Below are 14,565 nucleotides of genomic sequence, written 5' to 3'. Positions count from 1 at the left end.
ATTCAGCTGTAGTAAAATTACGCAAATTTTCTGTCTTTAGAGCATGAGGTTGTCGCAATGTCGGTTTCTAAAAAACCTATGGTACTGGTGATCCTGGATGGCTACGGCTACCGCGAAGAGCATCAGGATAACGCTATTTACAGCGCTAAAACCCCGGTGATGGACGCGCTGTGGGCCAAACGCCCGCACACCCTGATCCACGCCTCTGGCCTGGAAGTAGGCCTGCCGGACGGGCAGATGGGTAACTCCGAAGTGGGTCACGTGAACCTGGGCGCAGGCCGTATCGTGTATCAGGATCTGACTCGTCTTGACGTTGAAATCAAAGATCGTCAGTTCTTCACTAACCCGGTGCTGTCCGGCGCGGTAGACAAAGCGGTTGCCGCCGGTAAAGCGGTACACATTATGGGCCTGCTGTCCGCCGGTGGCGTTCACAGCCACGAAGATCACATCATGGCGATGGTTGAACTGGCCGCGGAACGTGGCGCAGAAAAAATCTACCTGCACGCCTTCCTCGACGGTCGCGATACCCCGCCGCGCAGCGCCAACGGCTCCCTGCAGAAGTTCGAAGAAAAATTCGCCGCGCTGGGCAAAGGCCGCGTCGCATCCATCATTGGCCGTTACTACGCGATGGACCGTGATAACCGCTGGGATCGCGTTGAACAAGCTTACAACCTGCTGGTTGAAGCAAAAGGCGAATTCCAGGCAGACACCGCCGTTGCCGCGCAGGAAGCCGCTTACGCCCGTGACGAAAACGACGAATTCGTGAAAGCGACCGTTATCCGCGCTGCCGGCCAGGCCGATGCGGCCATGGAAGACGGCGATGCGCTGATCTTCATGAACTTCCGCGCCGACCGTGCCCGTGAAATCACCCGCGCCTTCGTCAACGCTGACTTCGACGGCTTCAAGCGTCGCACCGAAGTGAAGCTGGGCGATTTCATTATGCTGACCGAATACGCGGCAGACATCAAAGCGCCGTGCGCCTACCCGCCAGCCTCTCTGGAAAACACCTTCGGCGAGTGGATGGCGAACCATGACAAAACCCAGCTGCGCATCTCCGAAACCGAGAAATACGCGCACGTCACCTTCTTCTTTAACGGCGGCGTCGAAGAGCCGTTCAAAGGCGAAGACCGCATTCTGATCAACTCTCCGAAAGTGGCGACCTACGACCTGCAGCCGGAAATGAGCTCCGCCGAGCTGACCGAGAAGCTGGTTGCAGCGATCGAAAGCGGCAAATACGACACCATCATCTGTAACTACCCGAACGGCGATATGGTTGGTCATACCGGCGTGATGGAAGCCGCAGTGAAGGCCGTTGAAGCGCTGGATCACTGCCTGGATGAAGTCACCCGCGCGGTGGAAAAAGTGGGCGGCCAGCTGCTGGTCACCGCTGACCACGGCAACGCAGAGCAGATGCGCGATCCGGCTACCGGCCAGGCGCACACTGCCCACACCAGCCTGCCGGTTCCGCTGATTTACGTTGGCGACAAAACCGTCAAAGCGGTGGAAGGCGGTAAGCTCTCCGACATCGCGCCGACCATGCTGGCGCTGATGGGGATGGAAATCCCGCAACAGATGACTGGTAAGCCGCTGTTCATCGTGGAATAATCCTTCCCCATGAGGGGAAAGGCGATCTATTCCATTAAATGGGCCGAGGCCACGCTTCGGTCCACGTTTTACGCCAGCGCGCTCAGCGCTGGCGTATTGCTGTGCGCCGCGCCCGCCCATGCGGACGACCGCTCGCAGCTCCAGTCTATTCAGGCCGATATCGCCGCCAAAGAGCGCGCGGTACGCCAACAGCAGCAGCAACGCTCCACCCTTCTCGCCCAGCTTAAAGCGCAGGAACAGGCCATTGCCGCCGCCGCGCGTCAGCTACGCGAAACGCAAAACTCGCTGACGCAGCTCAATGCGCAAATCGCCGAGATGAACGCCAATATGGCGAAACTGGAAGCCCAGCGCGCCACGCAGGAACGTAATCTGGCGGCGCAGCTTGACGCCGCGTTTCGTCAGGGCGAGCACACCGGTATTCAGCTAATTCTCAGCGGCGAAGAAAGCCAGCGCGGGCAGCGCCTGCAGGCCTATTTTGGCTACCTGAACCAGGCACGCCAGGAAACGATCGCCGAGCTGAAACAAACTCGCGAAGAGATGGCGGCGCAAAAAACCGAGCTGGAAGACAAACAGAGCGAGCAGCAGACGCTGCTGTACGAGCAGAAGGCCCAGCAGGCCAAACTCGAAGCGGCGCGTAACGAGCGCCAGAAAACAATTTCCGGGCTGGAATCCTCCATTGAGCAGGGCCAGCAACAGCTTGGCGAGCTACGGGCGAACGAATCTCGCCTGCGCAATAGCATTGCGCGTGCCGAAGCGGCGGCAAAAGCCCGCGCCGAACGTGAAGCCAAAGAGGCCCAGGCGGTACGTAACCGTCAGCAAGAAGCCACCCGCAAAGGCACCACCTACAAACCTTCCGAAAGTGAACGTTCACTGATGGCGCGCACCGGAGGGCTGGGCGCGCCGCGCGGTCAGGCCTACTGGCCGGTTCGCGGTACCACGCTGCATCGTTATGGCGAACAGCTGCAAGGTGAGCTACGTTGGAAGGGGATGGTGATCAGCGCATCGGAAGGCACCGAAGTTAAAGCCATTGCCGATGGGCGCGTCATCCTTGCCGACTGGCTACAGGGCTATGGCCTGGTGGTGGTGGTCGAGCACGGTAAAGGCGATATGAGCCTTTACGGTTATAACCAGAGCGCGCTGGTCAGCGTCGGCACACAGGTCCGCGCCGGGCAGCCGATCGCCCTGGTGGGCAACAGCGGCGGTCAGGGTCGACCGTCGCTCTATTTCGAAATTCGCCGCCAGGGTCAGGCGGTCAATCCACTGCCGTGGTTGGGAAGATAAGTTTTGCTTCAATTTCGTCGGGTTGTACTTCTCGGCGCGCTGGTTTTCGCCGCGCCGAGCCATGCCGGTAAGCTCTCTATCGTTATCGATGACTTTGGTTATCGCCCGCATCAGGAAAATCAGGTGCTGGCGATGCCGTCCACCATTTCCGTCGCCGTGTTACCTAACGCCCCGCACGCCCGGGAAATGGCCACCAAAGCCCATAACGCCGGGCACGAGGTGCTGATTCACCTGCCAATGGCGCCGCTGAGCAAGCAGCCGCTGGAAAAAGACACGCTGCGTCCGGATATGAGCAGCGATGAGATCGAGCGGATTATCCGCGAAGCGGTAGATAAAGTGCCGTATGCCGTGGGGCTGAACAACCACATGGGCAGCGCGATGACCTCCAGCCTGTTCGGCATGCAGAAGGTGATGCAGACGCTCAGCCGCTACAATCTTTACTTCCTCGACAGCATGACCATCGGCAACAGCCAGGCCATGCGCGCCGCTAACGGTACCGGCGTGAAGGTGATTAAGCGTCGGGTGTTCCTCGACGACACGCAAAACGAGGCGGACATTCGCCGCCAGTTTAACCGGGCGGTCGATCTGGCGCGCCGCAACGGTTCAGCGATTGCCATTGGCCATCCGCATCCCACCACCGTGCGCGTCTTACAGCAAATGGTCTATAACCTGCCGCCGGATATCACCCTGGTACGCCCAAGCAGCCTGCTCAACGAACCGCAGGTCGATACCTCAACGCCGAATCGCGGCGTGCCGCAAACGCAGCCGAATACCCCGCGCAACCCGTTCCGCGGCGTGAAGCTCTGCCAGCCGAAGAAACCGCTGGAGCCGGTGTACGCCAGCCGCTTCTTCAACGTGTTAAGCGAGAGCATCACCCACAGCACGCTGGTGCAGTATATGCAGCTGCAGTGGCAGGGGTGGCAGAACGGTTAGTCTTCCAGATCCAGCGTAAGATGGGCCAGACGGCGCGGCGTGAGTGATTTATCGCGCCATTTGTTAAAGCGCATGGCCCACAGCATGACCTGATACGCCAGCTTCACGCTGCAAATATTGCTCACCATGCGTTTCAACATGCCGGAGACTTCCGCTTCGGCAATCATCCGCTCGCGAATCTTCTGGTCCGGCTCTTTACGAATGCAGTGGCAGACGCGCAGCGCTTCATAAATCACCTGCTGTTTAAACTCCGGATAAATCGGAATGCGCCCGGCGTAGTCGTGGTTCATTTTATCGAGCAGGCGGGTAATTTTGAGATAGTGACGCTGGTAAGCCAGGTTTTTCAGCCCGGTGCGCGGCAGGCGGCTGACGGAGGCGCCGTGCAGGAAGTACTTGTACAGCGGCACTTCGGTGTAACGCGCGCGTTTGGCGTTAAACATAAACTCGGTCGACCAGATAATATCCTGATGATGCAGACCGGGAACAAAGCTCAGCCCCGCGTCGCGGATAGTCTGGTGACGGTAGACGCCCATCCACACCACGTGACGCCAGCGGCGGCTCGCCAGCCCTTTACGCAGCCAGTCCGGCCCGGTCATCACCTCGGTGGAGCGAATACGGTCAGTCGGAATGGATGCCCAGGTTTTGCCGGTTTCGGCGATACACCAGTCGGCGTTGCACTGCGCTACGTCGAGATTGTCTTTTAGCGCCATCGTCATCAGCGTTTCGTACATCTCTGGATAGGCAATGTCATCACCATCAACGTAAGCAATGTACTCCCCTTTCGCCACTTTCATGCCGGTATTACGCGCCGCCGAAACGCCCGCATTGCGCTGGTGCAGCAGATGAACGTGCGGATAGCGGTCAACGTAGGACTGTGCCAGCTCGGCTGAATTATCCGTCGAGCCATCGTTAACGATGATGATCTCGATATTCTGCCAGGTTTGGGCAATCAGCGAATCCATACAGGCGATGAACGGCTCACCCGTGTTGTAAAGCGGCATGATGACGCTCAGGAGACCGGGGGTGTAGGTCATATAAAATCCTGCCAAACAGTGTAATTAACGGCAATTTTTAACATAGATAGCCGCAAAAGGTCAGCGAAAGTTGTTGCTGCCTGTTGTGCGTGCGGGCAAAAAAATCCCCGGACCGAGGCCCGGGGAGCGGTTATACAACGAGGATTAATCCCAGCTCAGCACGACTTTACCGGACTGACCCGAGCGCATCGCGTCAAAGCCTTTCTGGAAGTCATCGATGCCGAAGCGGTGAGTAATGATCGGCGACAGGTCGAGGCCAGACTGGATCAGCGCGGCCATCTTGTACCAGGTTTCGAACATTTCACGACCGTAGATACCTTTAATAAACAGCCCTTTAAAGATAACTTTGGTCCAGTCGATGGACATATCCGACGGCGGGATCCCCAGCATCGCGATACGCCCGCCGTGGTTCATGGTGTCCAGCATCGAGCGGAACGCCGGCGGCGCGCCGGACATCTCCAGGCCGACGTCAAAGCCTTCGGTCATGCCCAGCTCAGCCATCACGTCGTTGAGGTTCTCTTTGGCAACGTTCACCGCGCGGGTCACGCCCATCTTGCGCGCCAGCTCCAGGCGGTATTCGTTCACGTCGGTAATCACCACGTTACGCGCGCCAACGTGTTTCGCTACCGCCGCCGCCATCACGCCAATCGGGCCCGCGCCGGAAACCAGCACGTCTTCACCGACCAGGTCGAAGGAGAGCGCGGTGTGCACCGCATTGCCGAACGGGTCGAAAATAGAGGCCAGCTCGTCGGAAATATTGTCCGGGATTTTAAAGGCGTTGAACGCCGGGATCACCAGATATTCCGCGAAGCAGCCCGGGCGGTTAACGCCGACGCCAATGGTGTTGCGGCACAGGTGCGTACGCCCGGCGCGGCAGTTACGGCAGTGGCCGCAGGTGATGTGGCCTTCGCCGGAAACGCGGTCGCCGACCTTAAAGCCACGCACTTCCTGGCCGATGCCGACCACTTCGCCCACGTATTCATGGCCCACGACCATCGGCACCGGGATGGTTTTCTGCGACCATTCGTCCCAGTTGTAGATATGCACGTCGGTGCCGCAAATCGCGGTTTTGCGAATTTTAATCAGCAGATCGTTATGGCCGAGCTCCGGTTCCGGAACGTCGGTCATCCAGATCCCTTCTTCAGCTTTCAGTTTGGATAACGCTTTCATCTGAGACCCTTAGGCAATCACGCCCAGTTGTTTACCGATGCGGGTAAAGGCTTCTACCGCACGTTCAATTTGTGCCGTCGTATGCGCCGCTGACATCTGGGTGCGGATACGCGCCTGGCCTTTTGGTACCACCGGGAAGAAGAATCCGGTGACGTAAATCCCTTCTTTTTGCAGCTCGCGCGCGAAGTTTTGCGCCACCACCGCGTCGCCCAGCATCACCGGGATAATCGCGTGGTCTGCGCCCGCCAGGGTAAAGCCTGCGGCGGTCATTTTTTCGCGGAACAGTCGGGCGTTGGCCCACAGCTGGTCACGCAGCTCGGCGCCGTTCTCTACCATCTCCAGCACTTTAATCGACGCGGCAACAATTGCCGGCGCCAGCGAGTTGGAGAACAGGTATGGGCGTGAACGCTGACGCAGCCACTCGACCACCTCTTTACGCGCTGCGGTATAGCCGCCGGACGCGCCGCCTAGCGCTTTGCCCAGCGTGCCGGTGATGATGTCGACTCGGCCCATCACGTCGCAGTATTCGTGGGAACCACGGCCGTTTTCACCGACGAAACCGACGGCGTGGGAATCATCGACCATCACCAGCGCATCGTATTTGTCCGCGAGGTCGCACACGCCTTTCAGGTTGGCGATCACGCCGTCCATTGAGAACACGCCGTCGGTGGCGATCAGCACGTGACGCGCACCGGCTTCACGCGCTTCTTTCAGGCGCGCTTCCAGTTCAGCCATGTCGTTGTTGGCGTAGCGGAAACGCTTCGCTTTACACAAACGCACGCCGTCGATGATTGAGGCATGGTTCAGGGCATCGGAGATGATGGCGTCTTCTGCGCCGAGCAGCGTTTCAAACAGGCCGCCGTTGGCGTCGAAGCAGGAGGAGTACAGAATCGCATCTTCCATGCCGAGGAAGCTTGCCAGCTTCTGCTCCAGCGCTTTGTGGCTGTCCTGAGTACCGCAGATGAAGCGCACGGACGCCATACCAAAACCGTGGCTGTCCATCCCCGCTTTCGCGGCGTTAATCAGCTCAGGATGGTTCGCCAGGCCAAGATAGTTGTTGGCGCAGAAGTTGATGACGTGGCTGCCGTCGCCCACGGTGATATCCGCCTGCTGAGCGGAGGTGATAATACGTTCTTCTTTAAACAACCCTTCCGCACGGGCGGTGTCGAGGTCCTGAGTTAACTGTTTGTAAAAATCACCACGCATTGCAACTCTCCAGATTCGGTAAAATTTGGCACATATTACCCAAAGCTATACGCTGATACGAGATGATGCATGTCTGAATGAATTATTTGCAGCATAAATCACGCGTCCCTCACCTCGCTGTACGGTGAAAGGCTGAAGGCTGGCTAATGTGATGGTATGATAAGAAGTATTCGTGCCCGGGATACTCCAGGGCCCTCCCATTTCAAAGGTTACAGCTATGATTATCGTTACCGGCGGCGCTGGCTTCATTGGCAGCAACATCGTGAAAGCGCTTAATGACAAAGGCATTACCGACATCCTGGTAGTGGACAACCTGAAAGACGGCACCAAGTTTGTCAACCTGGTGGACCTGGACATCACCGACTACATGGATAAAGAAGATTTTCTGATCCAGATTATGGCCGGTGAAGAGTTCGGCGATATCGAAGCCGTGTTCCACGAAGGCGCCTGCTCTTCCACCACCGAGTGGGACGGTAAGTACGTGATGGATAACAACTATCAGTACTCCAAAGAGCTGCTGCACTACTGCCTGGAGCGTGAAATCCCGTTCCTGTACGCCTCTTCCGCTGCCACCTACGGCGGCCGCACCAGCGACTTTATTGAGTCCCGCGAGTTCGAAAAACCGCTGAACGTTTACGGCTACTCCAAATTCCTGTTTGACGAGTACGTACGCCGCATCATGCCGGAAGTGAACTCACCGATCGTCGGCTTCCGCTACTTCAACGTCTACGGCCCGCGTGAAGGCCACAAAGGCAGCATGGCAAGCGTCGCGTTCCACCTGAACACGCAGCTGAACAACGGCGAAAGCCCGAAACTGTTTGAAGGCAGCGACGGCTTCAAGCGCGACTTCGTCTACGTCGGCGACGTGGCGGCGGTAAACCTGTGGTTCTGGGAAAACGGCAAATCCGGCATCTTCAACCTCGGTACCGGCCGCGCGGAATCCTTCCAGGCGGTGGCTGATGCCACCCTCGCATACCACAAGAAAGGCAGCATCGAGTACATTCCGTTCCCGGACAAACTGAAAGGCCGCTATCAGGCGTTCACGCAGGCCGATCTGACCAACCTGCGCGCTGCCGGCTACGATAAGCCGTTCAAGACCGTCGCCGAAGGCGTAACGGAATACATGGCCTGGTTGAACCGCGACGCGTAAGAACTCAGCATGAAAATACTGGTGATCGGCCCGTCATGGGTGGGCGACATGATGATGTCGCAAAGTCTCTATCGCACGCTCAAGGCGCGCTATCCCCAGGCGATAATCGACGTGATGGCACCCGCATGGTGCCGTCCGCTGTTATCGCGGATGCCGGAAGTCAATGAAGCGATTGCCATGCCTTTAGGGCACGGCGCGCTGGAAATTGGCGAACGGCGCAAGCTCGGCCATAGCCTGCGCGAGCGGCGCTATGATCGCGCTTATGTGCTGCCTAATTCCTTTAAATCTGCGCTGGTCCCGTTCTTTGCCGGTATTCCGCTGCGCACCGGCTGGCGCGGCGAGATGCGCTACGGCCTGCTGAACGATGCACGGGTGCTGGATAAAGACGCCTGGCCGCTGATGGTCGAGCGCTACGTGGCGCTGGCCTACGATAAAGGCGTGATGCGCTGCGCGAAAGATCTGCCGCAGCCGCTGCTGTGGCCGCAGCTGCAGGTGAACGAAGGCGAGAAGTCGCTGGCCTGTAACGCGTTTTCGCTCTCCAGCGACCGTCCGATGATCGGCTTTTGCCCCGGCGCCGAGTTTGGCCCGGCAAAACGCTGGCCGCACTATCACTACGCCACACTTGCTAAGCAACTGATCGACGAAGGGAATCAGATTGTTCTTTTCGGCTCCGCCAAAGACAACGAGGCCGGTAACGAGATCATCGCCGCGCTAAGCGACGAACAAAAGGGCTGGTGCCGCAACCTGGCCGGGGAAACCCAGCTGGAGCAGGCGGTGGTGCTGATTGCCGCCTGTAAGGCCATCGTCACCAACGATTCTGGCCTGATGCACGTCGCCGCCGCCCTGAACCGACCGCTGGTTGCGCTCTACGGGCCAAGCAGCCCGGACTTCACGCCGCCGCTGTCGAACAAAGCGCGAGTGATTCGGTTGATTACCGGCTATCACAAGGTACGCAAAGGCGACTCCGCGCAGGGTTACCATCAAAGTCTTATCGACATCACGCCAGCGCGGGTACGGGAAGAGCTGAATGAACTGTTGTCGAGTGAGGAAGCCTGACGCATGCGGGTTCTGATTGTAAAAACCTCCTCCATGGGCGACGTTCTGCACACGCTGCCAGCGTTAACCGACGCGCAGCGCGCCATTCCCGGCATTCGTTTTGACTGGGTGGTAGAAGAAGGCTTCGCGCAGATCCCCTCCTGGCACGACGCCGTAGACCATGTGATCCCGGTGGCCATCCGCCGCTGGCGCAAAGCGTGGTTCTCCGCCCCCATTAAGGCTGAGCGCAAAGCCTTCCGTGATGCCGTTCAGGCGGTGAAGTATGATGCGATCATCGATGCCCAGGGGCTGGTAAAAAGCGCCGCGCTGGTCACCCGGCTGGCGCATGGGGTGAAGCACGGTATGGACTGGAGCAGCGCCCGCGAGCCGTTGGCCAGCCTGTTCTATAACCGTCGCCATCATATTGCGAAGCAGCAGCACGCCGTAGAACGTACGCGCGAACTGTTTGCCAAAAGCCTCGGCTACGCTATCCCCGATGCGCAGGGTGATTATGCTATTGCCCAGCATTTCCTCGGCGATCGTTCGCCAACAGAAGCCCCCTACTGCGTCTTTTTGCACGCCACCACGCGTGACGATAAACACTGGCCGGAAGAAAACTGGCGGGAGCTGATTGGTCTGCTAAAAGAGAGCGGGCTGCACATTAAACTCCCGTGGGGCGCACCGCACGAAGAAGCCCGCGCAAAGCGTCTGGCCGAGGGATTTGATTATGTGGACGTTCTGCCGCGCCTGAGCCTGGAGAAGGTGGCGCACGTGCTGGCAGGTGCAGAATTTGTTGTTTCAGTGGATACCGGATTAAGCCACTTAACCGCGGCGCTGGACCGCCCAAATATCACGCTGTATGGGCCGACCGACCCTGGATTGATTGGGGGATATGGGAAGAACCAGGTGGCGTGCTGTTCACCTGAGAAAGATTTATCTCATCTAAAAGCAGAAAGTGTTATGGCCCTATATAAAACCGCCATAGGGCCAAATTCTTAGTGGGCATAATGCCCACTAATATATTAGCAATTATCTTGTCTTTTATTTTTTAAAAGTAATGACGATAGCAGCAAGCATATAATCCATGATGCTGGTATTGGTTTATCGTGGGTTATGACGTCACTGATACCAAATAATATAATGGATGCCGGAAAAACTAATAAAGCATACCGTCCTTCAGAAAGGCAGTATATAATTAACGCAACGTAAAATAAAACAAGAGTAACTACACCCACTACTCCTTTCGTCGATAATGCCTCTATCACATCATTATGCATATGAACGTTCAGGAATTCTGTCGCGCCTTGATAAATAGTATCCTCTTTGCTCAGTGCAATAATCTTAGAGGCCCGTTGCTCTAAAGATTGCCATTCTAAACCCTCTGGCGCACTTTTAAATCCCGCCATAACCATAGAGAAGCGAGCACCGACAGAAGAAACACTATTATCTGAAGTCTGATAACTGACAATATCGCGTTGCAGCTGGGTAATACGATGATTCACATATTGCTGAAATACAAGACCACAAATCATCAAAGATATAAATATTCCACCGATACACTTCGCTAGAAATAATTTGTTCCGATAATATTGCGCAAACAATATTATTGCAACAATAAATGGATAGGTAAAAATAGCTGCCCGGGTGCCAGTCATTATTATCACTGAGAAGCTAAGCAAGAAATTCACATAAAAAATAAACCATTTATATTTTGTCGAAAGGTTTATAAATACAATAGATGAATATAAAGAGCAAAAAGTTATCATATAAGCGGCAATAGTTGCCGCTCCCATCTGATCGATCCCACCATCCATTGCCGAAAGTGGAATCCTTCTTGCCCCCAGCCAATAGTACTGATATAACGAAACTATATATATGATAGCTTGCATCAGAACACTGGCTATTATATGAAATTTAAAATTTACTTTTCGCGAACTCTTCGACATATAGATAAAAGCAAAAGCACCAAAAACAAACATTTTCCCTGCTTCTAGATACCCTCTATACGCGTTCTTATAGATAACATATTCAGTCTTATAGGATGCATACCATAATAAATCTATTGCACCTAAAATAAATAGAGCGACGGCAAAAAATAGCGTACCTCTACTCACTCCGCCTTGTCGTTCAAGCATTAGCATGACGAAAGAAGTAAAGCCTACAACAATAACTATCTTATTAGCATAGTCTGTGTTTATGGGGATTAACACTCCCCCAAAAAAACATAAAAAAACCACAATGAAGAATATGTAATTTTTAAAAATTTGCAGATTCAAAATTTATTTACCTAAAGAAACCGATCTATTTTAGAAATGCGAAGAAAATGACTCGAATCCAGGAACGAAGCAATTTCATTTTTCCTTTTACTTTTCCTCGCGTTTTTTTCTGCCCGGAGATTAGACTGCGTTCCAACTCCAGATGGCTATTTAGGGGGGTAACTATAGGATGGAATATGATTTCATTCAGATAAAACTCTTTAATGATTTTTTCTTGATGCATCAGTTGCCAACTGTCAGCCCGGTACGTACCATAACTTTTAGTTAATTCAACAAGTTGCTTCGCCATTGTTTTATTCATCAGATAACAACAGGTTCGACGCAGTTTGTCTCTATTATAATTAACGCGACCTAATCGAAGGCTACCAGCCTTTATGACACTAAAAAGACTAACACCTAATACAGGATAACTGTGCAGTCCTTTCTGTCCTCCAAGCAAATATAAATTATCTTTCGGCAATCTTTTCTGCTCATTTTCATTAAAAGATAACCAAAACTCTTTAAAGCGGTTATCAATTTCTACATCATCCTCAAGAATGATAATCCAATCATTACTACTTGATATCAAGTCCTGATAAATAAACTGGTGACTCAATGTACACGCGATTTCCCCATCAGTCATATTATGACCGACGCCACTTAATCTTGCTTGCTCAATCAATATTTTATTTTTTGGTTCTTTTGCATCAATAGCATCGAAAAAATGAAAGTCTATTCCGAGCTTCGAAAAATCACTCGTAATCTTCTCTCTTCTTTCAGTATCCCTAAGTAGGGATACAATATAGATTAAAACTTTCATCGAAAAACCTTATTTGTATATAAATATTATTCTTATTTATTTTTTCAATTTATATTGAATCATTGCAAACAGACCTTTGATATAAGCACCATGGACAAATAGGTGCTTATATTTTTTTTGCATCTCTGAAATTGTTCTGGCTTCTTTAAGTGGATATGCTACCCATGGCGATCTTTCGCGTGCAGTCTGGAAATATTTTGCTGAAGGGTAGTTAGCCCAGGCATGCCATGGCTTAGTAATGCCCGTATAATGAATGAGCACAGTCTCATCATTAATAACCTCCCGATACTTGACATGCTTTCGATCTGACAACTCATTTTTCAATGAATATATTGTATTGTAGATACCTGGAAGATATATATTATTCATCTCAAATGAAATATTTAATGCATCCTGATCTAAATATTTTAATTTTCCAAAGCGAGTTTCACCTTTAAGTAAAGTCAATAAATAAGGTTTTAAATTTGACTTTTTCCATTTATCAAGGTTTACAAACATCACACCGGCATTAAAATACTGACCATTCATTTCTGGAATATTTAAGCGATTACTACATGATTCTTGAGTCGCTTTACTGTCAGGAATTACCGCTGAAAACTCATCTTTAAAATTAATTTCAGTGAATAACTTCAGACTCCCCTTACAGACTACATCCGCATCCAGATATAATAGCGTTGATATCGAACTGCTTAAATAGTCAAAAGAATAAATTCTAAAATATGTTGCATATGACCATACATCGGATGTTGGTAGATCAATAAAATAATGAGGGTCAATAAGATAAACTTTTATTGACGTATCAAATTGCTCCGCAGTATTTTTGAAAGCATTTAAATACTCATCATCAATATAATCTGTGAAAACATGAAAAACAAAATTAATATCCTGGTTATTCAGTAATACAGACGAAATTGATACACCCGCACCGTATAGAAAGTTCTTATCTATACCATAAGATATATTTAGCTCCGGGTAATTATTTTTTTCATTTGTCACCCCGAAACTATATATTTCTTTAATAAATTCGTTCATCCTGCTACCTTTATTATTAGCGGGCCAATTTTAGATAGTAATAATAAATATTATTTATTAACCAATTAAAATACTTACGTTGTTTGAAACTATGTTTTGCACAATATCGAGCATAATTTGAGTTATCTGGATTAAGTAGCGCCTGCTCGCACCATGGGGAGGATTTTTTCGCTTTCACGAACGGCGCCGCGCTCGGGTAAGTTGCCCAGTTATGCCACGGTTTCGTCGGCCCTACGTAGTGGATCAGCACGGTCGCGTCATTAATCGGGTTGATAAATGCGTCTTTCAGTTCATAGTTGAGGCTGAACTGCGTATTATATTTAGCCGCGATAAAGGTCACTTTCCCGGCGAGAATAATGTTCAGGATATCCTGATCCATAAAGCTCAGTTTGCGGGTCACGTTCTTATCAGACAACAGCGACATGGCCTTGCCCGAGACATACTCGCTGGCCCAGGCTGGAATATTCAGCAACAGCACGCCCGAGTTAAAGTAGCCGTTCTCAATAGCCGGGCATTCCAGGCTCTGACTGCGCGACAGCCACCACGTCTTGTCCCGTTCCGGCACGACGCCTGCCACGCTATCCCCTAAAGCCAGCGTCGACAGCTCGTTTATGCTGCCCTGACACACAATGTCCGCATCCAGATAAAGTACGCGAGACTGCTGGCCAATAAAGTAGTCACCAATAATAAAGCGGAAATACATCGCCACGGACCAGTTCTTGGTCGTCGGGAAAGCCTTCAGGCGATCGCAGTTGACGATATGAATCTGAATACAGGTCTTGTTGTCCTTAGCCAGCTGCGAAAAATGCTGCTTTTCCGCTTCCGGCAGCACATCGATAAACACGTGGAAAACAAAGTCCATATCGCGGTTGTGCAGCAAAACCGAGGCAATAGAGACGCCGCAGCCGAAGAGGAAGTTCTTATCAATACCGTAAGCGATATTGAACGGCGAGCCGCCCTGAACCGCTTCACGCTCATCAAAGATAATCGTTTCGTTGATCATCTCTTCCGCATTTAAATAGGAATACGCCATACTCCGCCCCA

At 52.5% G+C, this 14,565-nt stretch carries 13 protein-coding genes; 6 read left to right on the top strand and 7 right to left on the bottom strand.

The features are described 5' to 3' along the window. Positions 1 to 57 precede the first annotated feature (57 nt). From gpmM to ACK5JN_RS04360, 3 genes are read left to right on the top strand one after another with little or no spacing between them, the layout of a single operon-like run. Positions 58 to 1,605: a 2,3-bisphosphoglycerate-independent phosphoglycerate mutase gene (gene gpmM / locus ACK5JN_RS04370; protein ID WP_416869032.1), complete on the top strand. Its 1,548-nt coding sequence runs from the start codon at positions 58 to 60 to the stop codon at positions 1,603 to 1,605. A 9-nt stretch (positions 1,606 to 1,614) separates the two neighbouring features. Then, positions 1,615 to 2,886, top strand: coding sequence for a murein hydrolase activator EnvC (envC, locus tag ACK5JN_RS04365; RefSeq protein WP_416869031.1), 1,272 nt, complete (start codon positions 1,615 to 1,617; stop codon positions 2,884 to 2,886). Between the two features lie 3 nt (positions 2,887 to 2,889). Continuing rightward, complete coding sequence (locus ACK5JN_RS04360; protein WP_416869030.1) at positions 2,890 to 3,819, top strand: divergent polysaccharide deacetylase family protein; 930 nt, start codon at positions 2,890 to 2,892, stop codon at positions 3,817 to 3,819. On the opposite strand, the gene ACK5JN_RS04355 is transcribed toward ACK5JN_RS04360, so the two are convergent. The 3 genes from ACK5JN_RS04355 to kbl all read right to left on the bottom strand — a co-directional run bounded on the left by ACK5JN_RS04355 (position 3,816) and on the right by kbl (position 7,229). After that, positions 3,816 to 4,853 (bottom strand): glycosyltransferase, encoded by a 1,038-nt coding sequence (locus ACK5JN_RS04355; protein ID WP_416869029.1) that lies wholly within the window; start codon positions 4,851 to 4,853, stop codon positions 3,816 to 3,818. The two genes, ACK5JN_RS04360 and ACK5JN_RS04355, sit on opposite strands and share 4 nt — an antisense overlap. A gap of 144 nt (positions 4,854 to 4,997) precedes the next feature. Beyond that, positions 4,998 to 6,023 carry an L-threonine 3-dehydrogenase gene (gene tdh, locus ACK5JN_RS04350; protein ID WP_416869028.1) on the bottom strand — a complete coding sequence of 342 codons (1,026 nt, stop codon included), beginning with the start codon at positions 6,021 to 6,023 and terminating at the stop codon, positions 4,998 to 5,000. A gap of 9 nt (positions 6,024 to 6,032) precedes the next feature. Then, positions 6,033 to 7,229, bottom strand: coding sequence for a glycine C-acetyltransferase (gene kbl / locus ACK5JN_RS04345; RefSeq protein ID WP_416869027.1), 1,197 nt, complete (start codon positions 7,227 to 7,229; stop codon positions 6,033 to 6,035). Positions 7,230 to 7,446: 217 nt separating this feature from the next. On the opposite strand from kbl, the gene rfaD reads away from it, so the two are divergent. Genes rfaD through rfaC form a run of 3 tightly spaced genes read left to right on the top strand, consistent with a single transcriptional unit; the run spans position 7,447 to position 10,413 of the window. Further along, entirely contained in the window at positions 7,447 to 8,379 is a 933-nt protein-coding gene (gene rfaD, locus ACK5JN_RS04340) for an ADP-glyceromanno-heptose 6-epimerase (protein WP_416869026.1), read from the top strand. Positions 8,380 to 8,388: 9 nt separating this feature from the next. Beyond that, on the top strand, positions 8,389 to 9,435 hold the full coding sequence (gene rfaF / locus ACK5JN_RS04335; protein ID WP_416869025.1) for an ADP-heptose--LPS heptosyltransferase RfaF: 1,047 nt from the start codon (positions 8,389 to 8,391) through the stop codon (positions 9,433 to 9,435). Positions 9,436 to 9,438: 3 nt separating this feature from the next. Beyond that, positions 9,439 to 10,413 carry a lipopolysaccharide heptosyltransferase RfaC gene (gene rfaC, locus ACK5JN_RS04330; RefSeq protein ID WP_416869024.1) on the top strand — a complete coding sequence of 325 codons (975 nt, stop codon included), beginning with the start codon at positions 9,439 to 9,441 and terminating at the stop codon, positions 10,411 to 10,413. A gap of 23 nt (positions 10,414 to 10,436) precedes the next feature. On the opposite strand, the gene ACK5JN_RS04325 is transcribed toward rfaC, so the two are convergent. From ACK5JN_RS04325 to waaO, 4 genes are read right to left on the bottom strand one after another with little or no spacing between them, the layout of a single operon-like run. After that, positions 10,437 to 11,690: an O-antigen ligase family protein gene (locus ACK5JN_RS04325; protein WP_416869023.1), complete on the bottom strand. Its 1,254-nt coding sequence runs from the start codon at positions 11,688 to 11,690 to the stop codon at positions 10,437 to 10,439. A gap of 25 nt (positions 11,691 to 11,715) precedes the next feature. Then, a complete protein-coding gene (locus ACK5JN_RS04320; protein ID WP_416869022.1) occupies positions 11,716 to 12,489 on the bottom strand; it encodes a glycosyltransferase family 25 protein in 774 nt (257 codons plus the stop codon). A gap of 36 nt (positions 12,490 to 12,525) precedes the next feature. After that, on the bottom strand, positions 12,526 to 13,521 hold the full coding sequence (locus ACK5JN_RS04315; protein WP_416869021.1) for a glycosyltransferase family 8 protein: 996 nt from the start codon (positions 13,519 to 13,521) through the stop codon (positions 12,526 to 12,528). 16 nt (positions 13,522 to 13,537) lie between these two features. Then, positions 13,538 to 14,554, bottom strand: a complete 1,017-nt coding sequence (gene waaO, locus ACK5JN_RS04310) for a lipopolysaccharide 3-alpha-galactosyltransferase (RefSeq protein WP_416869020.1) — start codon at positions 14,552 to 14,554, stop codon at positions 13,538 to 13,540. Between the last annotated feature and the right edge of the window lie 11 nt (positions 14,555 to 14,565).

Origin of the sequence: Kluyvera sp. (assembly GCF_047971185.1) — a bacterium.
Lineage (GTDB): Bacteria > Pseudomonadota > Gammaproteobacteria > Enterobacterales > Enterobacteriaceae > Kluyvera.
The sequence above is the reverse complement of the archived record's forward strand: the minus strand, read 5'-3'. Positions and strand labels throughout refer to the sequence as shown.